The 20,612-nt window shown below is 69.7% G+C and carries 18 protein-coding genes and 1 pseudogene; 13 read left to right on the top strand and 6 right to left on the bottom strand.

The annotated features are described in order from the left end of the window. From U9979_RS18580 to U9979_RS18540, 9 genes are all read left to right on the top strand, one after another. Positions 1-1,950: thiopeptide-type bacteriocin biosynthesis protein (locus U9979_RS18580; RefSeq protein ID WP_322780375.1), on the top strand; the 1,950-nt coding region annotated here is incomplete at its 5' end. Positions 1,951-2,159: 209 nt separating this feature from the next. After that, entirely contained in the window at positions 2,160-3,362 is a 1,203-nt protein-coding gene (gene fxlM / locus U9979_RS18575; RefSeq protein ID WP_322780374.1) for a methyltransferase, FxLD system, read from the top strand. Between the two features lie 117 nt (positions 3,363-3,479). Further along, positions 3,480-4,742, top strand: coding sequence for a lanthionine synthetase C family protein (locus U9979_RS18570; RefSeq protein WP_322780373.1), 1,263 nt, complete (start codon positions 3,480-3,482; stop codon positions 4,740-4,742). 188 nt (positions 4,743-4,930) lie between these two features. Then, the gene (locus tag U9979_RS18565; RefSeq protein WP_322780372.1) at positions 4,931-6,619 is read left to right on the top strand and encodes a hypothetical protein; all 1,689 of its coding nucleotides are present in this window, start codon (positions 4,931-4,933) and stop codon (positions 6,617-6,619) included. After that, positions 6,616-7,470: an NAD(P)-dependent oxidoreductase gene (locus tag U9979_RS18560; protein ID WP_322780371.1), complete on the top strand. Its 855-nt coding sequence runs from the start codon at positions 6,616-6,618 to the stop codon at positions 7,468-7,470. Before U9979_RS18565 ends, U9979_RS18560 begins: the two co-directional genes overlap by 4 nt. A 333-nt stretch (positions 7,471-7,803) precedes the next feature. After that, the gene (locus U9979_RS18555; RefSeq protein WP_322780370.1) at positions 7,804-8,844 is read left to right on the top strand and encodes a radical SAM protein; all 1,041 of its coding nucleotides are present in this window, start codon (positions 7,804-7,806) and stop codon (positions 8,842-8,844) included. Beyond that, complete coding sequence (locus U9979_RS18550; protein WP_322780369.1) at positions 8,837-9,559, top strand: hypothetical protein; 723 nt, start codon at positions 8,837-8,839, stop codon at positions 9,557-9,559. The genes U9979_RS18555 and U9979_RS18550 overlap by 8 nt, the downstream gene beginning before the upstream one ends. Positions 9,560-9,659: 100 nt before the next feature. Next, the gene (locus tag U9979_RS18545; protein WP_322780368.1) at positions 9,660-10,274 is read left to right on the top strand and encodes an AAA family ATPase; all 615 of its coding nucleotides are present in this window, start codon (positions 9,660-9,662) and stop codon (positions 10,272-10,274) included. 713 nt (positions 10,275-10,987) lie between these two features. Then, complete coding sequence (locus U9979_RS18540) at positions 10,988-12,106, top strand: MFS transporter (RefSeq protein ID WP_322780367.1); 1,119 nt, start codon at positions 10,988-10,990, stop codon at positions 12,104-12,106. A gap of 341 nt (positions 12,107-12,447) precedes the next feature. Here the strand turns inward: U9979_RS18540 and U9979_RS25295 are convergent. Beyond that, positions 12,448-12,969, bottom strand: a pseudogene (locus U9979_RS25295) (aquaporin); the annotation flags it as partial. Positions 12,970-13,241: 272 nt separating this feature from the next. Between U9979_RS25295 and U9979_RS18530 the strand changes: the two are divergent. Continuing rightward, a complete protein-coding gene (locus U9979_RS18530; RefSeq protein WP_322780365.1) occupies positions 13,242-13,883 on the top strand; it encodes a class I SAM-dependent methyltransferase in 642 nt (213 codons plus the stop codon). Between the two features lie 269 nt (positions 13,884-14,152). On the opposite strand, the gene U9979_RS18525 is transcribed toward U9979_RS18530, so the two are convergent. After that, complete coding sequence (locus tag U9979_RS18525; RefSeq protein ID WP_322780364.1) at positions 14,153-14,470, bottom strand: hypothetical protein; 318 nt, start codon at positions 14,468-14,470, stop codon at positions 14,153-14,155. An 85-nt stretch (positions 14,471-14,555) separates the two neighbouring features. Between U9979_RS18525 and U9979_RS18520 the strand changes: the two genes are divergently transcribed. Beyond that, complete coding sequence (locus tag U9979_RS18520; protein WP_322780363.1) at positions 14,556-14,702, top strand: hypothetical protein; 147 nt, start codon at positions 14,556-14,558, stop codon at positions 14,700-14,702. A gap of 43 nt (positions 14,703-14,745) precedes the next feature. Here the strand turns inward: U9979_RS18520 and U9979_RS18515 are convergent, their stop codons facing one another. The 4 genes from U9979_RS18515 to U9979_RS18500 form a co-directional block, all read right to left on the bottom strand. Next, complete coding sequence (locus tag U9979_RS18515) at positions 14,746-15,207, bottom strand: SRPBCC domain-containing protein (protein WP_322780362.1); 462 nt, start codon at positions 15,205-15,207, stop codon at positions 14,746-14,748. Between the two features lie 46 nt (positions 15,208-15,253). Next, entirely contained in the window at positions 15,254-16,762 is a 1,509-nt protein-coding gene (locus tag U9979_RS18510; RefSeq protein ID WP_322780361.1) for an MFS transporter, read from the bottom strand. A 92-nt stretch (positions 16,763-16,854) separates the two neighbouring features. Continuing rightward, the gene (locus tag U9979_RS18505) at positions 16,855-17,454 is read right to left on the bottom strand and encodes a TetR/AcrR family transcriptional regulator (RefSeq protein ID WP_322780360.1); all 600 of its coding nucleotides are present in this window, start codon (positions 17,452-17,454) and stop codon (positions 16,855-16,857) included. Between the two features lie 444 nt (positions 17,455-17,898). After that, positions 17,899-18,474 (bottom strand): hypothetical protein, encoded by a 576-nt coding sequence (locus tag U9979_RS18500; protein WP_322780359.1) that lies wholly within the window; start codon positions 18,472-18,474, stop codon positions 17,899-17,901. A 328-nt stretch (positions 18,475-18,802) separates the two neighbouring features. Here U9979_RS18500 and U9979_RS18495 point away from each other — a divergent pair, with 328 nt between their 5' ends. Together U9979_RS18495 and U9979_RS18490 are read left to right on the top strand one after the other, a co-directional pair. Next, positions 18,803-19,975: an ISAs1 family transposase gene (locus U9979_RS18495; protein ID WP_322780358.1), complete on the top strand. Its 1,173-nt coding sequence runs from the start codon at positions 18,803-18,805 to the stop codon at positions 19,973-19,975. A gap of 361 nt (positions 19,976-20,336) precedes the next feature. Beyond that, the gene (locus U9979_RS18490; RefSeq protein WP_322780357.1) at positions 20,337-20,603 is read left to right on the top strand and encodes a hypothetical protein; all 267 of its coding nucleotides are present in this window, start codon (positions 20,337-20,339) and stop codon (positions 20,601-20,603) included. The last annotated feature ends 9 nt before the right edge of the window (positions 20,604-20,612 follow it).

Below are 20,612 nucleotides of genomic sequence, written 5' to 3'. Positions count from 1 at the left end.
GGCAGCGTCGTTCCGCTGCGCGACGTGCTCGACGACGCGTCGGGGCTTGGCTATCCGGCCGGCTATCCGGGCTCGGTCCTGCCGGCACCTGCGCCGTCGGTAACGGATCGGGACCGGCGGCTGCTTGCTCTGGCGTGGGAGGCGCTCGCGGGCGACGGTCGTCTTGAGCTGACCGACGCACTGATCGGGCACGTCACCGCCGGTGACCTGTTCGACCCGCGTTTCATCCAGCCACACGCGGAGATCGCGGCGAAGATCTACTCCAGGAGCGTCGAGGCGTTGGACGCCGGAAACTACCAGCTGGCCGTGACTCCAGCCCGCGCGACCGGAACCCTGACCGCGAGGTTCCAGTCCTCGACCCGTGACGCGGCGATGGTCCGCGCCTACAGATCGGTTCCGGCGCTGCACGAGGGCGCCACCGCGGTACAACTGTCCTGCCCGTCCAGGTTCGTCCGCGGCCAGAACGTTGCACGGCTGCCCCGGTTTCTGCCCGAGGTACTGGCCCTCGGCGAGCCACCGTCGCAAGGACCGCGCGGGCTGAGACCCGCAGATCTGGCGCTGACCGCGACTGGGCGGGGCCTGCTGCTGATCGAGGCCGCCACTGGCCGGATCATCGATCCGCAGGTGTTTCACGCGCTGGCGCTCGATCGGCAGATGCCGTTGCTGGCGCGGTTCTTGGCGCATCTGCCACGCGCGTTCGCCGCGTCGCTGACTGCGTTCGAGTTCGGACCGGCCGCGGGCGCGCTGCCGCACCTTCCCGAAGTCCGCTACGGCCGGATCATCCTGGCCCCCGAACGCTGGCGCCTCCACACCGCCGACCTGCCCGGCGTTGACGCGCCGACTGCCGACTGGAGCGGCGAGCTGGGGCGGTGGCGGCACCGGCATCGGTGCCCAGATCTCGTGGAGCTGGCCGACGGCGACATGACCCTGCGGCTGGACCTCACGGTCCCCGCCCATCGCACAATCTTGCGCGAGCATCTGGCCGACACGGGCGTGGCGATGCTGAACCGAGCCGTGCCCGGTCAGGACCTCGGCTGGATCGGGCATGCCCACGAGATCGTCGCACCCGTGTTCCGCGCGGGCCTACCCGCACCGAACAAACTCGCCCCGCCGCTGGTCAGCAGGGTCAACGCCGACGGCCACCGCCCCGGCGATCCGACCGCCCGCTGGATCTCCGCCCGCGTCCATACACACCCCACCGCCATGAACGACATCATCGCCAGCCGTCTGCCGGTCCTGCGTACCCGGCTCGACTGCGCGCCGATGTGGATGGTCCGCTACCGCAACACCGAGCAGACCGACCATCTGCGCATCCGCGTCGCCACGGACGAGTCGCACCACGCGGCCCGCGCGGCGATCCTCGGCGCGTGGGCCGCCGAGTTGGCGACGAGCGGCGTCGCCGGACAGGTGGCCTTTGACACCTACTTCCCGGAAGCCGGCCGCTACGGCGCCGACGCGGCTCTCCAGGCCGCTGAAGCCGTGTTCTGCGCCGACACCACCGCCGCGATCATCGTGCTGCGCCAGCCGCCGGCCGGGCTGCATCCCGACAGCATCACGGCGTTGTCGATGCTCGACCTCGCCGACGCGTTCCTCGGCGGCATACGCCCCGCCACCGACTACCTGACCACACGCGTCCTCGCCAAGCCGCAGACCATCGATCATCGTGTCGTCGGCGAAACCACTCGGCTGGCCCGCCACAGCGTCCCCAGGGATCTGCCGCACCTGCCTGGCGACCTCGCGGACGCCTGGGCAGCGCGCGCCAAGGCCCTGTCCACCTACCGCGCGGCGTTACCCGGCCAGATGGACCCCGCGACGGTCGCCGGCTCCCTGCTGCACCTCTCCTATAACCGCCTGCGCGGCATCAACCGGGACCACGAGGCTGCCTGCCTTCGGCTGGCCCGCGGCGCCGCGTTCGCCTGGCGCGCCGCCCAGCACGCGGCACCCGCATGAGCGCGGCTCCCTCGCCACCGGACCGGAGATCGCGGGCACCGCCGCGACGGTGGCGGCCGGCCCGGCTTATGTCCCGTAGGGACCCGGCGCGCCGGCCCGAGAAGGCTCCCTCCCGCCGGGAACACCCCCGATGTTTACGCTCCTGCCTCGATCACCAGTCTTCGTGACCGCACCAGTCGCCCCGATCCCACTCCGACAAGGACACGTCCATGACGACCGCGACACCCGGCACCGCCGCCGAGCTCCACGCCGACATGGTCAAGAAGATCACCAGCAGTCGGCCCGGCCTCGACGGCTCAGTCGTCGAGGCGCTGCGCACGGTGCCCCGGCACCTGTTCCTGCCGGACGCCACGCTCGACGAGGCATACAACCCCTACAAGGCGGTCATCACCAAGACGGCGACCGACGGCACGCACCTGTCCTGCGCCTCGGTCGCGACCCTCGTCGCCGGGATGCTGGACGAGCTGCGGGTACGTCCTGGTGACCGTGTCTTCGAGGTCGGTGCCGGCACGGGCTACAACGCCGCGCTGCTCGCCGAACTCACCGGCCCCGACGGGTTGGTCGTCACCGCCGACATCGATGCGGAGGTCACCGGGCAGGCCTCGACCGCCCTGGCCGCGGGGGGCTACCGCGACGTGCGAGTCCTGACCCGCGACGGCGCGCTCGGTGACGACACCGACGCACCCTTCGATAAGATCATCGTCACCGTTGGTGCGTGTGACGTCCCCGATGCCTGGTTTACCCAGCTCGTCCCCGGCGGACGGATGGTGCTGCCGCTGCGCTGGCGGGGCCAGACCCGCGGCGTCGCCTTCGTCAAGGGTGACGACGGTGTGCTCCGCTCGGAGTCGGTGTTCCTCTGCGGCTTCGTCCCGATGATCGGCCAGGACGTCGAACGCGCCGCCATCATCCACACCGACCCGCTCGTCCAGATCCACTACGATATCGACCAGGACATCGACCCGGCACAGCTGGCCGGCATCCTCGACACCCTCCGGACCAGTGCCTGGTCCGGGATCACCGTCGGCTCGCAGGACCCCATCGACGGGATCTGGCTGCGCGCCACCGCGACCGACCCCGCTGTGTGCCGCATCAACGCCAGCCCCGCTGCGGTCAGCACCGATGTCTGCACGCCCTTCATCCCGAACCTGAGCCCCATGCTGATCGCCGGCTCCTCGCTGGTCTACCTCGCCAAGCGCCGGCTGGACGGCCCCGACCCCGTCTACGAACTCGGCGCCCACGGGCACGGACCCGACGGCCGCGCCCTCGCCGAGCGGCTGTGCGGCCACATCCGCACCTGGAACACCGACAGAAACGCCCGTCCGTCCCTGATCGTCACGCCTCTGACCGCCCAGGCCAGCATCCCCGACGACGCGATCATCAAGAAAGACTGCGCGATCACCGTCGCTTACTGAACCACCCACCCGCACAGCCTTCCCTCGTCGGCGAGACGGTGCCTGCCAGCGGCGCCCTCGGACGCCACGGACGTGCTGTCCCTCGCCGAACCGGAACGGATCGTCCGGAGGTACTTCATGCCACTGAGCAGCGACCTGCGAGCGCGTGCCTCCTCCGCCGCGGCCCGTCTCGCCGACGCGCTGACCGCACCACCCCCAACCCATGCCGGTAATGACCAGGCGTCGACCGCAGAGCACCGGCGAGGCCAGTCGCTGGCCGCCGGCGCCGCCGGTGTCGCCGTGCTCCACGGCCTCCGCGCCCGCGATGGCGCCGGTGACTGGGCCACCGTCGACGCCTGGCTCAGAGCCGCCACACGCGAGAAGGTGAGCGTCGGGGCACGAGCCGGCCTGTGGTTCGGTGCCCCGGCACTCGCGTTCACGCTCGCAATAACAGCTCCACCCGGCCGCTACCGATCCGCCCGCCAGCACCTGGACAGCGCCGTCACAGAGATGACCGACCGGCGCCTCGCCGCAGCCAACTGGCGCATCGATGCCGGTCAGCGACCGGAACGCGCCGAATACGATCTCGTCCGCGGCCTGAGCGGACTCGGCGCCCACCTACTCACCTCCCACCCAGACGCAGACCAGCTCCGCCGGGTCCTGACCTACCTCGTCCGCCTCACCGAACCGCTGCCCGCCACCGGCACAGGCGGGCTGACACTGCCCGGCTGGTGGGCCGGCGACCTCCCCGCCGGAGCGCCGGCTGGAGCCTTCGCCGACCTCGGAATGGCCCACGGCGTCGCCGGGCCTCTCGCCTTACTCACACTCGCCCACAGCCGAGGCATCGTCGTCCCCGGCCACCTCGACGCCCTGCATCGAATCTGTGACTGGCTCGACACCTGGCGCCAGGACAGCCCCACCGGCCCCTGGTGGCCCGAGAAGATCACCCTCAGCGAATTGAGGGCAGGCCGCCCTGCCCAGACCAGCCCAGGCCGCGCCTCCTGGTGTTACGGCACCCCCGGCCTTGCCCGCGCTCAGCAACTCGCCGCCATCGCACTGGCCGACACAACTCGCCAGGAACGCGCCGAGGCCGCTCTCGCCTCCTGCCTGGGCGACCCCACCCAACTCACCAGGTTCATCGACCCGATGCTCTGCCACGGCTGGGCAGGCCTGGTCTCCACCGTCCACCGAGCCGCCGCCGACGCCCGCTTCCACCCCATCGGCGCTCACCTGCCGGCCCTGATCGACCACCTCCTCCACAGCCTCGACATGACGGAGCCCGCCGGTGGGCGGCCACCAGGCCTCATCGAGGGCACCGCCGGGATCGCAGCCGTCCTGCACAGCCTCGCCACCGACAGCACAGCTTCTTGGGAAGCTGCGCTCCTACTCGGCCGGACCTAGCTCGGCCGGGGAGACGAACCGTGCTCGACGCGCACGTTTGCCATCCACCACATCCAAGGGCGGCCCTCTGGATGAAGAATCATCCCTTACCGTTCGACCCGTTACATAACGATTACTGTGAAAATGGTTCGCGTCGGGGACGGCCGGAAGATCGGCCAGCCGGTCCGGAGGGGATGTAGGGCGTCGTCATGAGTAGGCCCAGTCAACGCGTGGAGCAGGACGAGCTGCGGGCGCGGATGCGTGCGGTCGGTATGTCCCATGACGAGATCGCGATCGAGTTCGCCCGCCGCTACAACTACCGTCCCCGCGCCGCCCACCGCGTCGCACACGGCTGGACCCAGATGCAGGCCGCAGGCCGCATCAACGCCCACGCCGCAGGCCGCATCAACGCCCACGCCGCCCGGACCGGCCTCGACCCTCACGGCTCCGCGCCCATGACCGCCCCCCGGCTATCCGAGCTGGAGAACTGGCCGCTGCCGAACAACCGCCGCCGGCCCACCCCCCAGCTCCTCAATGTGCTCGCCGAGGTCTACGGCACCAGCATCCACAACCTCATCGACCTCGACGACCGCGCAAACCTCCCACCCGCCGACGTCCTCCTCATCAGCCGCATCGACCGTGTCGAGCCTGACGATGGCCGCAATCTGCCCGCACCTCGGGCTGTGCCGCCCAATCCGGGGCTTCTCCAGTCGGGCTCCGTGGCTGCTCGCGCGGAAATTTCGGCGGATCTCGGGATGCCATTGCCGATCTCACCTGGATGGCCGGTAACGATCGAGACGGTCTGGCCGGCCGCCGCCGTCGAGCCGCTCCCAGTGCCCAGAACGGTAGAGCAGATTCTCCGCGGCGCATCCGAGGAATCCGCCGACGTCCTACACGCCATCGACGTGGCTCCCATCGGCTCGCTCGCATTGGAGCAAATCAACGCCGACATAAGGCGGATCGTCACTCTCTACTCGCAGAGACCCGCGCTGCCTACTTTTCTTGAGGTCCGTGCGCTGCGGGCCAGGGTATTTCCGCTGTTGACGGTGAGACATCGGCCGGACCTGTCACGAGATCTGTGCTACCTGGCGGGGCTTCTGAGCGGCATCCTCGCCAACGCCGCCTTCGATCTGGGTTCGCTTGATTCCGCGCAGACGCATGCCCGTGTTGCCTTCGCCTGTGCGGACCAGGCGGGTCACAACGGCCTGCGGGCCTGGGTTCGAGGCACCCAGAGCATGCTCGGCTACTGGGACGACCGGCCGGCTGACGCTGTGGAACTGGCCCAGGACGGTTGGCGTTACCTGCCGGAGCGGGGAACTTCCAGGGTCCGTCTCGCGTCACTGGAAGCGCGGGCGCTGGCCCGGATGGGCGACGGCCACGAGGCACGTGCAGCCCTCGGCCGCGCGGCGGAGGCCAGGGAACGCGTCGCGCTCGACGATGATCCTGGTGGCATGCTGGCCTTCCCACTAGCCAAGCAGCTGTACTCCGCAAGTTCCGCAACTCTGTGGCTAACCCCAACGCACACCAGCCTCCAAGCAGCCGAACGGGACGCGGCCACCGCTGTCGCCCTCCTTGCGGCGCTGCCAGAGGGGCAACGGCGCGTCGGCGAGGAGTCCCTGGCCCGCACGGACGTTGCCCTCGCCAGCATCCTGCGCTGTGATCTAGACGGTGCGGTGTCCGAGATCCGCATCGTGATCGAGATGTCGTCGGTCCGGCGTGTCGAGAGTGCGATGCGACGCCTCGCCCAGGTCCTGACCATTCTCGACCGGCCGGCCTACCGAGGGCAGGCACTCGCCGCCGAGCTGCGTGACCAGATCAGATCACACCTGGCCGTGCGGTCTCGGCCGACGGCGGCAGATCCCGCCGCCACTGGCGAGGAAGGAAACCAGGTCCCGTGACGCCCCGTCGGATTGGGCTGCTACACCCGGGAAGCATGGGGGCACGGATCGGCGAGATCTTGCGGGCTGGAGGGCACGAGGTGCTGTACTGCCCCGCTGGACGAAGCCCGCGGACGCTGCGACGGGCCCAGGATGCCGGCCTCCGGCCGGTCGACCGCCTGGAAGAACTTTGTGAAGGCACCCAGATCCTGATGTCGTTGTGTCCGCCGGAGGCCGCGCTCGACGTGGCGCAGGCGGTGGCCGCGGCGGGGTTCACGGGCCTGTACGTGGACGCCAATGCCGTCAACCCGGAACGTATGCGCGTCATCGACGGGCTCGTGACCAAGGCGGGTGGCACCATCGTTGATGGCTGCCTCATCGGCCCGGTCCCGACGCGGCAGGAAACCACGCGCCTGTACCTGGCCGGGGCTGCTCGCCTCACCGGCGAGATCGCGACGCTGTTCTCCGGATCGGCCGTGCAGGTTGTCGTCCTCGATGGCCAGGTGGGTGCGGCGTCTGCCCTGAAGATCGCCCACTCGTCGTTTGCGAAGACGTCGCGGGTTCTCGCCGCGCTCGCGCACGCACTGGCTGCCGAGTACGGCGTCCAGCAGGCGCTCACCGATGAAGCCCGCAGACGGAGCCGACCGGCGCTCGCCGAACCTGATTTCTTCGCCACTGTCGCGGCCCGCGCCTGGCGGTGGGGACCCGAACTCGCCCAGGCGGCCGAGAGCTATCGGACCGTCGGACTACCCGACACGATGCTTCGCGGTGCGGAAGAACTCCTCCGGACGTGGTTCGAGCACAAGGACCTTGAGCATGCGCAGGTCGACCTGCTCCTCCGCGAGCTGCGCTCTGGCCAGGACGGCAGGTAAGCAACCGCCCCCGTTCCGGGAGGCAGAAGCAGGGTGACGGGCGGTGCTGCCCTGCGCGTGGCCCCACACAGATGAAAGATCAAGGTCGGGTGTTGGTGGGATCGGCCGAACGGATCAACGGGTTCGAGCCGAACACAACCGGCCCGCCAGCACTGTTGTCGCAGGTCAGTGGCGCTGCACCGGCCCGAATCAGATGTTCGCACCGCAGGGAATGACTCGCGTGCGGCCGGTTGGGAAGCTGGAGGCATTCAGCGTCGGCGCGACAGCTCGCCGTCACGAAGGCGGCAGTCGGCTGGCTCTGTCGCCGTACGCGCCTACGTCGAGAAGGACCTGATGATCGCATATTCCCCACCCGTGCCTGCCGTCGATCCCACGGCGCGGTCCGCCGGTGACGAGGGGCCTTCCCGCGCTGAGGAACCTGTGGTCTTCACCGACGGGCATCACTTCCACCTCGCGGCGTCGGCGGACCTGGAGGCGGTCGCCGCGGTGGCGGCCGGTCCGCTGTCGGTGATCCTTCAGGTCACCAAGCGGTGCAACTTCGACTGCTCGTTCTGCTCCGAGACGTTGCAGGAATCGGACCCCACCCTTGCCGCGCTGGAGCGGATGCGGGACAACCTGGCCGGGGTGCCTCGGGTGTTCCTGTCCGGCGGCGAGCCGCTGCTGCGCCGGGACCTCATCGACATCGTCGACATGTTCACCGGCACCGTCATCGGGGTGCCCACCAATGCGACCCGCGGCATCCAACACGCCCGCCGCCTGGCCGGCAGGGTCGCGTTCGTCAACGTCGGGCTGGAGGGCCCCAGAGCGACAACGAACCGGGTCCGTGGCGACTACGACACGGTGATGGAAGGGGTGCGGGCGTTCCAGGACGCCGGTCTGCCGCTGTCGCTGTCGGCGGTGGTCTACCGCTCGACGCTGACGGCGCTGCCGTTCACCTACCAGATCGCCGATCTCCTGGACGCCGGGAAACTCAAGCTGATCCTGCCGCTGAAGAAGGGCAACGCGCTCGACCTCGCCGACCACGAGTTCATCACCGTTGAGGAGGCCACGGCGACGTTCGACCGGCTGGCCGAGCTGCGGACGGTGCACGACTGGCGGCCGGCGCTGCGGCTGACGGCCTGGACCCCGGACACCGAAGGTCACATGATTGTCATCGGGCCGTCGGGGCAGGCCAGTGCCTGGCCGGTTTACGACGCCCCCGATCTGCTGGAACCGTTGGGCAGCCTGCTCAACGAGCCGATCACCGAGGTCTGGCGGCGCTACCGGTTCAAGCGCAACCACTACGCGAAGTACCTGGGCCAGTCGATCCAGACCCTCTCCCGCAGCGACCGGCCGCCGGCAGGACCCGTCACGGGCAGGATCGTGCATGCGTGAGGCGACCAACCTGGGCTGGGCGGACACCCCGTTCGGCGCCGCGCGCCGTCCTTTCGCCGAGCGGATGTCGCTACTGGCCGCCTTCGCCGTCCCCTGCGACGAGGGAGCTTCGACAGCCGCCGCGACGGCTGTCTACCTGCGCCTGCCGCGACGTCCGATGACGGTCACCGACACGACGCTGCGGTTCGGCTTCCACTCCGTCGCCGTCGACGACCCGAGCGAGATCCCGGTGGTCGTCGCGTTGGTCGACGGGCTGCTCGTCCAGGCCCGGCGCCGGGCCGCGATCCTCGCCGGGCACCGCCTGGCCGACGAGCTCGCCAGCATTGCCGCAGCGGCCGGCGGACGGCCCCTGCGAGGGATCACCGCTGTCGCCGCCTGCTGGCGGGCCGACGACCCCGAACGCGGCGTCGCCCGTCTTCTGGACACCGCGCACGGGCCGCACCCTGCCTCGCTGCCGGCCGTCGGAGCCGGCCATCAACTCACGGGCCTGTCGCCCGACCCGGACCCGTCTTCCGACCTCGCCCCGGCGGGGTCCACCGCCTCCTCAGCCGCACCTCCGATCCTTCGACAGATCGTCGTTCGCGCGCTGGCCATTGTGCTGATCACCGCGTGGAACGTAGGCCACTACCAGTGGGGCGACCTCCACCTCGACGCGGTCATCGAGGCCGCCGCCTGGGACCAGTTCGCCGACCTTCCCGCCACACCCGTCCGATGACCTCCACACCCGCGGCGGCCGATCCGACACGGCCCTCGTCCCGCCAAGCGAAACCGCCCGGTCGCGACGACCAGACGCTGGCCGCGGAAGGAGCCCGCTGATGCTGCGCAACTGCCTCGTCGTCGCCGTCGAGGGCACCCACGCCTCCGGCAAGACCACGCTGACCCACGCCCTTGCCGCCTACTACCGGGAACGCGGCGTGCACGTCGCCTGCGTCCCCGAACCAGCACGCAACAGCCCGTTCATCGAAGAGATCGTCGTGCACGGCCGCGGCGAGTTCGACGTGGAGACCGAGGTCGACCTGTTCGCCGCCCAGCTCTCCAGCCAGCTGCGCACCGCCCGCCAACACACGATGATCATCGCGGACAAGACGATCGCGAACGTCCTTGCCTACGCCTGGCTGGTCCTGCCCGGCGGCCCCGACGGACCCCACGGCCCTGTCCTGCGGGCGATGGAGACCTTCTGCCGGGCCTGGTCACACGTCTATGACGCGGTGTTCTACTGCTGCGACAAGTTCGATCAGGAGCAGGTCGGCGACCCGTACCGGTCGCGGGTGCTCGACATCCAGCCGGCCGCCGACCGCGTCGTGCGCAGCACCTGCGCCAGGGTCGGGCAGCGCATCTTCGATATCCCGCCGAACATGTCCACCGGCCAGCGGGTTACCTGGATCGCCGAGCAGCTCACCGATCTTGGGCTCAACCCGACCACCCGCTGATATCACCCACTCGTCGTCGGGAGAGACTGCCGCCATGGCGTACGCCAGCGTCATCGATGTCATGTTGCTGCTTATCCGTGATAACGCGGTACTGCTTGCGCTGCGATCCGGTACTGGTTTCGCCGATGGCGAGTGGAATGTCCCCTCTGTTCATTAGGCAAGCCCGCTGTCGGAACAGGTGTTGTCGCTTCGTGGCCGTGGCCGTGGCCGCGTGAGGGTGATCGGCCTGCCGGAGCTCGGCCGCTGGCTGGGATGGTTGGCGGACCCCGGTCCGCCTGCGGCGGCAGTTGAGGCCGGTTAGGGCGCGGCGATTCGTTCGATGATGCAGGGCACAAACCGGGTCAGGTCGCTCGATAGACAGGCCGGGCGGCCTGGACGTCTGGGAGCGGTCGGCGCTGGAGGTGTTCGCCGCCGAGGGAACGATGATCGTCCAATGATCGCGTAGACGCGAATTGCTGGCCGCATCGGGACGACCGGCTACCGCGACGGGGCGGTCCACCAAGGTAGGTGCTCCGGGGGCGTCCGGAGGGCCGTCGCCCCCCGGACGGTTCGGCCTCGTGGTGGGAAGGCACCGGGGTCCGCCTTCGCGGTCTGGGCGAATCGGGCAGGCTGGCAAGGTGCGTTCTTCGACGGTTGCGGCGGCTGACAGTCCTCATCCGGGAGTCGCGGGTGGCTCTGGCTGGTTCAGTCGGAACCTGAAGGTGCTGTCCGGGGTGAGTTTCCTGCAAGACTGCGCGAGTGAGCTGCTCTACCCGATCCTGCCGATCTTCCTGACGGTCACGTTAGGTGCCCCGGTCGCGGTGGTCGGGGTGGTCGAGGGGCTGGCCGAGGGTGTGGCGTCGGCCGCGAAGCTGGCCGCGGGTCGGTTGGCGGACCGGGCGGGCCGCCGACCGATGATCGCCGTCGGCTACGGGCTGGCCGCCGCGGGGAAGATCCTCATCGCGGTGGCGGTGGTCTGGCCGGTGGTGCTGGCCGGCCGGTGCGTGGACCGCCTCGGCAAGGGGGTGCGGGGCGCGCCGCGGGACGCGCTGCTGGTCGACGGTGTGCCGGCGGCGGCGCGGGGGCGGGCGTTCGGGTTCCACCGGTCGATGGACACCGCCGGCGCGGTCGTCGGTCCGCTGCTGGGGTTGGCCGGCTACGAACTGCTTCACCATCACATCCGCCCGCTGCTGGTCATCGCGGTCATACCGGCGGTGGGATCGGTGCTGCTGGTCGCCGCGGTCCGGGAACGCCCGCGTTCGGGGACCGCGGCGTCGGACCGGCGGGTGCCGGGTGCGGTGGCGGTGGTCGGCCGGCTGCCGAGTCGCTACTGGCGGGTTGTCGGTGTACTGACCGCGTTCAGCGTGGTGAACTTCCCGGACGCGTTGCTGCTGCTGCGGGTAAAGGCGCTCGGCCTGTCGGTCGGCTGGGTGATCGTCGCCTATGTCGTCTATAACGCCGCTTACGCGGTGGCGTCCTATCCGGCGGGTGCTTTGGCGGACCGGCTCGGCCCGCGGCGGATCTACGGGGTCGGGCTGGGCTGTTTCGCGGTCGGCTACGTGGGGTTGGGCGTGGCCGGGTCGGCGGTCTGGGTCTGGCCGCTGCTGGTGATCTACGGTGGGTTCGCGGCCTGCACTGACGGGGTCGGCAAGGCGTGGGTGTCCCGGCTGGCGGGCGCCGGCCAGCAGGGCCGGGCGCAGGGCATGTTCCAGGGGCTGACAGGGGCCGCGGTATTGGTGGCGGGATTGTGGGCGGGGCTGCTCTGGGGTGGTGACGGTCGGGTTCCGCTGCTGGTCTCCGGCGCGGTAGCCGCGCTCCTCGCCGTCGCGGTACTGGCGGGTCGCCGCCGCTGATGGGGCCCGACGCCGTGCCGCGGCGATGCTCGCTGGATCATTCAGCGCCGCCGCGTCGCGTCGGTGCGGTCCCGCCGGGGCGGCCCAGGCGCGGATCACGTTCGACGGTCATCAACGCCGCGGCTCCGAGACTACAGTGCTGGCCGGCTGGCTCCGTACCGTCGGGCAGGGCGACGGGCGCCCCGCGCTGTCGGGCAGCCAGGCGTTGCGCGTTCGGCCAGCGGACGTCATGCACCCAACCAAGTCGCTCGAGCTGGGCAGCGGACCGAGGCAGACGACGGACTGGCTGTTGCCACGTGCACGGTCATCACTCACCGCGGTCGAGTACGACGCGGCGGATGCGAGGGGTTCGCGAAGGACGTTGAGCTGGTGAACCAGTAGACGACGCCGATGTAGGCGCCGACCGCTGGCGCGGACAGCGCGCCGCGCTAGGTCCGTGCCAACGCAGAGATCAACATGATGAGGACGGCGGTGGCAACGGCCTCGGCGAACAGGTGGCCGCCGCTCGCCCGGTGTTTCGTCGACAAACCGTGTTCCGGTGTCGAACATTGCGTCGGTGAGCAGGGCCCCGGCGATCGCGCCGACGAACTGGACGGCGGTGTAGGCGGCGACCTCGGCCAGCGGTAGGCCGGTGTGGCGGCGGCCGATGAGGGCGTCGGCCAGTGACACGGCCGGGTTGAAGTGCGCGCCGGAGAGACTGGTCCGAGCATGAGGATGAGGACCGCCAGTCCGAAGATTGTGGCGGTGCTGTTCTCCAGCAGGTGGAGTCCGGCGTCGCGCGGAGACAGCCGTTGGGCGGCGATACCGGTGCCGAGGAACTCCGCGAACAGCCGCCGAGCCAGCGGCGCGGGGACCGGCGCCAGTCCTGACGGCCGGGCTCCGCGGCCGGCATGACCGTGAGCGACAATCAGGGAAGTATTGCCCACGAACTGTCCGATGCGGCGGCGAGTCCACGATGTAGGAGGTCACTCCCGATGCGACGGCCGGAGATCGACGAGGTGGCCGGCGCTCGCCGGGTTGCGGCTGGTCTCCCGGTGGCACGGCTGGATCGGGGCGCCGGCGAACGACACGGCACCGACCTGGTCAGCGTCTAGCGCCGTTGCCAGCGCGTACGGAGATGACGGAAGGAGCGGCGATGGAGCGCGAGGGTGCGGCCTTGAACGACCCCACCGCCACGGCCGCCCACTGGGACAACGCCTATGCGCGTGGCGAACGGACGTTGAGCTGGTTCGAGCCGACGGCGGCGTTCTCCGTCCGCATGATCGAGGCGGCCGACGTCGACCGGTCAGCGGCGGTGATCGACATCGGTGGCGGCGCCAGCCGGCTCGTCGATACGCTACTCGGGCGCGGGTTCAGCGATCTGACGGTGCTGGATGTCTCCACCGCCGCGGAACAGGAGACGCGTCGGCGCCTCGGCGAGCGCGCGGCCCGCGTGCGGTGGCTCGTCCAGGACGTGCGCCGCTGGCGTCCCGACCGGATCTATCGCCTCTGGCACGACCGTGCGGTGTTCCACTTCAACACCGCGCGGGCGGACCTCGATGGCTACCTCGCCGCGTTGGACGTTGGCACCGCGCCCGGCAGCGTCGCTGTCTTCGCGACCTTCGCCCCGGACGGCCCGACGCACTGCTCCGGGCTGCCGGTCGCCCGCTACAGCCGCGAGCAGATCAGCGCTACCCTCGGTGACAGCTGGCAGCCGGTACTCACCGAACTCGAACAGCACACCACCCCGTCCGGCGCCGTGCAGCCGTTCACCTGGACCGTGCTGCGCAGACGGTGACCGCGCGACGCATCGCCGGTGGGAACACACGCGCCACAGCGGCAAGCGGACAGCTGGCGACCGATCCCGACGTACTCGGGCCCAGCGCCGTCGTCGTCAACACGCTCGTCGGCCGTCCAGCTCGTCGGCCGTCCAGCTCGTCGGCCGTCCAGCTCGTCGGCCGTCCGCTGCCCGGCGGACACCGCCCGCCGGGCAGCGGCCCCCGCAACCAGGTCCGGCTCGACTGCCCTACTCCGCACCGCGGTCGAGACAGAGACGCGGATGGCAAGCTAGCCGCCGGCGGCGGCCCCCAGCGCGGCGAGCACCCACGCATCCGGCGGCCAGCCACGAAGACCGTCGAATGTCGGATATACCCGACACTGCATCCCGTAGTCCTCCCGCTCCCGAGCGGCTGGGTCAACATCGCGGCCGTCGATCCGCAACGTGGGTGACCCCAGGAACTGTTCCACCCGCGCGGCCTCATCGTCATCGACCCGGCGTTGCCGCACGGGCGCGGATACCCCGGCCCGGTTCACGAGTTCGGCCAGGTGCGCGACGAAACGCGCGTAGTGCGGACAACCGTCGATATACAGAACCTCGATCAGCATCGCCCACGCCCCGCTTCGCTGCCGCCCGTCACACCAGCCCGATCGGCCAACGGTAGGTTTTGTCAACACAGTGTGACTGGGTTTGATGTGGCTACTTGCGGCCCTCGGTCAGCCGGCCGTCGAAGGTGAGGTCGACGGTGTTCAGCGGGACCCGAACGAAGGGGCACATCCCGGGCGGCTGGCCACCCCGATCGGCTACGACGACGCCGCCGGGCCGCCACGCCCCCGCTGATGATCACGAGTCGGTGTCGGACGCGGCTCGTCGCGTCGGTGAGTCAGCCCACGGATAGCGGGGTGCCGGTTTCGAGGAGGGTCTTGAAGCCGGACAGGACGCGCATCCAGCCGGTGTTGGCGACCCGCGCGGCGGTGTCGGGGGAATTGTCGAGATGATCGTGCACGACGGTGAGCAGACTGACGTGATTTTCGTCGGATGTGATCTGCCAGGTGACCCGGCTGGGCGGCTCGTTGGCGAGGTCGGGGTTGTAGAGGGCCCGGTAGGTCACGACCAGGCGATGTGGCGCGTCGGCGTCGAGGACGGTTTCGTCGCCCCAGAGGGCGCAGCGGTCGGGTGAGTGGTAGCGGAAGGGCGTGCCGACTTCGCCGGTGGTCTCGACGAGTGCGCCGAACAGGTAGCCGGCGCTGAGTGTGGGGGTGGTGATCGCGTCCCAGACTTGCTGGGGGGTGGCGCGGATGAAGACGTGGTAGGTCTGGGTCGCTGGTGGCGTGGTTGTGGTCATGTCGTGTCCTGTTCGTCGAGAAGGGGGCGGGACTGGGCGGTGCGGCTCATTCGGCCGGTTCGGGTGCGGCGACGAGCAGGCCGCGGGTGTCGGCGCCCGGCTGGGGTGGGGGTAGGGGTTCGGGTCCGGTCGGCCCGGTGGGTGTGCGGAGGTTGGGGGCGCGCACGGCGATCAGAGCGGCGGCGAGGACGGCGAGGCTGGCGGCGAGCAGTGCCCGCTGGAAGCCGGCGGTGAGTGCCTGCGCCGGTGCGGTGTGCCCGGCGAGGAGATGGTGGGTGCGGGCGGTGGCGAGCGCGGAGAAGATCGCCAGCCCGAGCGCGGCGCCGAGTTGGAGCGAGGTGTTGAGCAGGCCGGCGGCGAGTCCGGCCTGCTCGGCGGGGACGCCGGCGTTGGCTGCGGTGGTGACCGTGACGAACACGGCGCCGAGCCCCACCGACATGATCAGCAGTCCGGGAAGTAGATCGGCAGCGTACGAACCGTGGGCCGGGACGCGGGAGAGGTAGTACATCCCGCCGGCGGCGACGAGCGAGCCGGCGACGATGATCGGTCGGGTCCCGACGCGGGGAATGAGCTGGGACGACACGCCCGCCGCGAGCACGATGCCGGCGGTGACCGGGAGGTAGGCCGCGCCGCCCCGGATCGGGGAGTAGCCGAGGACGTTCTGCATGTAGAGGGTCAGGAAGAAGAACATCGACAGGAAGCCGGCGAAGGCAAGCAGTTGGGTGGCGTCCGCGGCCGCGAGTCCCTTGACCCGCAGGATGGAGAACGGGAACAGCGGGTCGCGGACCCGGCGTTCGTTGGCGGCGAAGGCGGCCAGTAGAACCCCGGCGGTGGCCAGTTCGCCGATGGTGTGCGCGGTGGCCCAGCCGGTGTCGGGTGCCTTCACCAGCGCGTAGATGCCCAGCAGCATCGCGGCGGTGACCAGGATCGCCCCGCCGACGTCGAAACCGGCCCGCGGACCGGGTGCCCGTTCGCCCGCGACGAGGCGGTATGCGGCGGCGACGATGGCCACGCAGACCGGGAGGTTGACGAACAGCACCCAGCGCCAGCCGGGCCCTTGCGAGAGCACGCCACCGAGGAAGACACCGACGGCGGCGCCGAGCCCGCTCATTGCGCCCCACACGCCGAGCGCCCGGGTGCGGTCGCGGTCGGCGGTGAAGGTGGTGGTGAGGATCGACAGGCCGGCCGGGGCCATCAACGCCGCGCCGACGCCCTGGGCGACCCGGGCGCCGACCAGCATGCCGGCGTTCGCCGCGAGCCCGCCGGTCAGCGAGCACAGTGCGAACAGGGTCGTGCCGGCGACAAGGACGCGTCGGCGGCCGAGCAGGTCCGCCGCTCGGCCGCCGAGTAGCAGGAACCCGCCGTAGGTCACGACGTAGCCGGACAGCACCCATTGCAGGTTCTGCTGGGAGAAGTGCAGGTCGCGGCGGATCGACGGCAACGCGACGTTCATGATCGAGGAGTCGACGATGTCGAGGAACTGGACCGCGCACAGCAACAGCAGCGTCAACTGGCCGCGGCGGGTCGCGAGGACGGAAGCGGACGGGGCGCTCATGGCCACCTCTCGGATTGGTTGAAAGCGTCCAATCCGACGCTAGACCAGAGTGGACGGTTCCGTCCAGAGATGGGTGGACGGTTCCGTCCAGTTCAGGTGGCGAACGTCCGCACGTAGGCCAGCGCGGCATCGACAGCGACCCGCAGCGACGCGGCGTCACGGCGGGTCTGGCTCAGGAGCATCCCGCCCTCCAGGCTCGCCAACAACGCGGTCGCGAGAGTCGCCGCAGACGCGTCCGCGCGCAGCTCCCCCGTCGCGCGCATGCGGTCGAACGCCGCGGTGAGCAGCCCCTCCCAGGCGGCGAAGGCTTCGATGACCCGCGCCCGCGCCCCTTCGTGGTGTTCGGCGATCTCGCTGGCCAGCGTCCCGATCGGGCACCCGGTCGGGCTCTGCTCGTACTGGGAGACGAAACCCGCCAGCGTGCGCTGGAGTTCCTCCATGCTTGCCACCGCGGCGAACGCCTGCGTCAGGCCCGCGACCACCTGCGCGCAGCGGTACGCCACGGCCGCCTCCATGAGTTGGTCCCGGCCGCCGAAATAGTGGGAGAGCTGGCTCTTACTCGCTCCGGCCGCCGCCAGCACCTGCTCCAGGCTCACGCCCCGCACACCGTCCCGCGCGATGACGTCCGCGACCCGGGCGACGATCCGCTCACGACTCGCCCGCCCGCGCGCGGTCGCCGGCTCGCTCGACATCCCATCACCCTAGCCAGTATTGGACGGTACCGTCCAATCGATGTCGCCCCGACGATTGCCGGAACCAGGGCCGGCGGCCGGTCCGCAGCCAGCGACGACAACGGCTCGCCGCGGGCGCACGTCCGTCCGTCCGTGCCGACAGTCGCACGTCTACTACGACCGGGGTCCAGCCCCGACGACAGAGCTCAGCGACAATGCGGGTTACCCGCTCACGGGCTCGGCCGGCTGCGAGGTTGGTGGGTCAGCCAGTCGAGGTTGCGTGCTGCGGCCTTGTGGATCTCGATGACGAAACATACCCGTGTGGGGCCCCGGTAGGGGACCGGTGCGCTGGGTTGTGGGGCCGGCGGTGCGGGGCGTTGCGCGGCTGCGTCGGGCGTGGCGGGGCCGGCGGCGTATACCGATCACGATGGCTCGCTGCACGATCTACGCCGGGGCTGAATCCGCCTACTCGCCCAGGCCGAACGCGTCGCCCGGATCAACCAGCTCGACGCCGTCACCGTCGACGTTCCCAGTGCCGCCCGCGAAGTCCTCGTCATCGGAAGCTGATATCGGGGGGACCGAACGGCCGGCGGCACCCTGCGGTCTACCGCGGCTGGTTCCCTGCCGTCTTCCGTGGCCGGTCACAGGCTGGATGCTCAGGTATCCGTTGCGCGCGGCGGTGGACAGGTCGACCACGTCGAGGATCTGGGTGTCGGGGTAGGTGCTGGGCCGGCCGTGGTGCGGTGTCGGGAGGCGGTCGCCGAGCGTGTCGCCGACGGCGGCGGTGAGCCGGTTCGCGGCGTCCCTGGCGTCGATGCCGGGTACGTCGGCGAACACGATGACCGCGACCCGGTAGATCGTCGAGTGGCCGTTGGTCATGGTCGGGCTGCTCCTTGCTGTGGCGGTGACGGGGTGGGCGGACTGCCAGCCACCGGCGGGTGTGTCCATGCCGGGTTCCGGTGGGGCGGCCAGGTTCGCGTCAACCGCCGCATCCGTATCAGCGTCGTCCGGGCGGCGGATGTCACCGCCTGGGCACACCACGGGATCATCGCCACTGGTTACATTCAGGACTCCGGCGAGGTAGCACAATGTCACAGTCAATAACTATCGGTAGCCAGTCCGGCGATCGCCCTGGGTGGCCGAGGGACGATTGATTATCGCCGTCACTCGTCACGGATTCGCCCCACGGCAACTCGCCCTAACGTTAGCCGTGATTTGACGGCGCATTCGACGCTACTTGGCAGGCGATTGACTAGAAATGTTTGAGGGGATGCAGGCTTTCCGTTGACAAAGAAGTGACCTTCCGCTTGGGACAATGTAAGTACCACCGAACAAATACCCCAAGACAGAAGGCCAGCCTTGCCCCGACATGTCCACCGAGCCCATCGACTGCGAACAGCTCGACATCTCCAGCCTGCTCGCGATGCTCGGGGAGATTCCTGACCCGCGCAACACGAAGGGGGCGATCTACAGCCTGCGGTACATTCTGTCGACCTCGCTTGTCTCGACAATGACGGGCGCCAAGCACCTCAGCGAGATCGGCCGCTGGGCCACGAGGATACCCCAGCCCCTGCTGGCCCGGTTGGGCGCGCCCTACGACCACTTTCTCGGAAGGTACCGAGTACCCAGTGAGAAGACAATCCGCAGGGTCCTCCAGGTCATCGACATTGCGGCCCTGGACGCCCGCATCGGTTGCTGGCTGTTCGCGCAGACCGCCTGGGAGAACGGAGAACAGATCGCCATCGCGATCGACGGCACGGTCATGCGTGGAGCCTGGGTAGACGAGAAGACGCAGGTCAAGCTACTCGCCGCAATGATCCACGGAAGAGGTCTCGTCGTCGGACAGATCCGCGTCCCCGACGACACCAACGAGATCACCCAGGTCGAGGACCTGCTCGACCAGCTTCCGGACATGCCGGGCAGGCCGACCGTGACCCTCGACGCGGCGCATACGCAGAACGACACCGCAAAGGACATCGTCAAGCACGGGATGGATTATGTGATGACCGTGAAGGGGAACCGCCCGACACTAAAAAAGCAGACGTTCGACCGGGTCCTTCCACTTCTCCAGGAACCAGCCCACCACGAGGTCGAGGAACGTGGACACGGCCGGATCAAAAACTGGCAGACCTGGGCCACGAAAGCCGAAGGTATCGAGTTCCCGCATGTCAAAAATGCGGCCATCATCCGGCGAGACGAATTCGACCTCGCCGGAACTCGCCTCACTCGCGAATATGCCCTCGTCCTCACCAGCGCAACGAGCACGCACGCCACAGCGCACTACTTCCACTCCCACGTCCGCGGGCAGTGGGGCATCGAAAACCAAATCCACTACACCCGCGACACCGCCTGGCGTGAGGACGACGATCCGACCTACTCCGGGAACACCAACCACGCCTTCGCGAGCCTTCGGAACCTGACCATCGGAATCTTCCGCCTCAACGGCACGAGGAAAATCAAGGAGACCCTTGAGGAGGTCGCCGCCGATCGCAACGTGGCCCTCGACCTGCTCGTCACAGCCTGTAGCAGATCAAAGCGGTGAGCTACCTCGCCGGAGCCCTGGGTTACATCCCGGACGGCACCTGCGGTTGCCGCCGGTAGGGGTCCGAAACCGGGACAAACCGCGGGAGGCTACGCCGCGTGCGCGGCCGGTGTCGATGTCCGAGGTCACGTGCACGGATGTGCGAGTTCCTCGGCACGCAGGGTCCCGGGGTAGAGAGATTCAGAGGCTGCCGGTCGGTTCGACAGCGGGGGCGTCGTCGGCCAGTGCCCGGTACAGGGACGCGACCGAGGGTGCGTGGCGGCGTTCTTGCCGGTCTTGATGGTCAGCTTCTTCACGATCTCGGGGGTGGGGACGCCGCGGTCCTCGATCACGCGGCGGGAATGGACCGGATGTCGGATGTATGTGTCAACACGGCGCTCCAGCCTATGCCGCCCATCGGGCGGCGTTGGCGCAGGCCGCCGCCGGCCGCGACCCGCGTATCGGCGGGTGGAACCCGGCGAACCTGCACTGGCTGCTGGTCCGGACGGGGCCGTGCAGCATCCTGGACGTCGCCGCCCGCGCCGGGGTCTGGGTAATGCGGGTGCAGGGTCCGGGCGGCTTCCGCCAAGCCAGCACAGCGCTGTCCACCGAAACGGGATCGCTCCAGCTAGTGGGGCACATGGATTAGTGGGGCCAG

This window comes from Protofrankia sp. Cas4, assembly GCF_963555915.1.
GTDB lineage: Bacteria > Actinomycetota > Actinomycetes > Frankiales > Frankiaceae > Protofrankia.
This window is presented reverse-complemented; position numbering and strand designations above follow the sequence as displayed.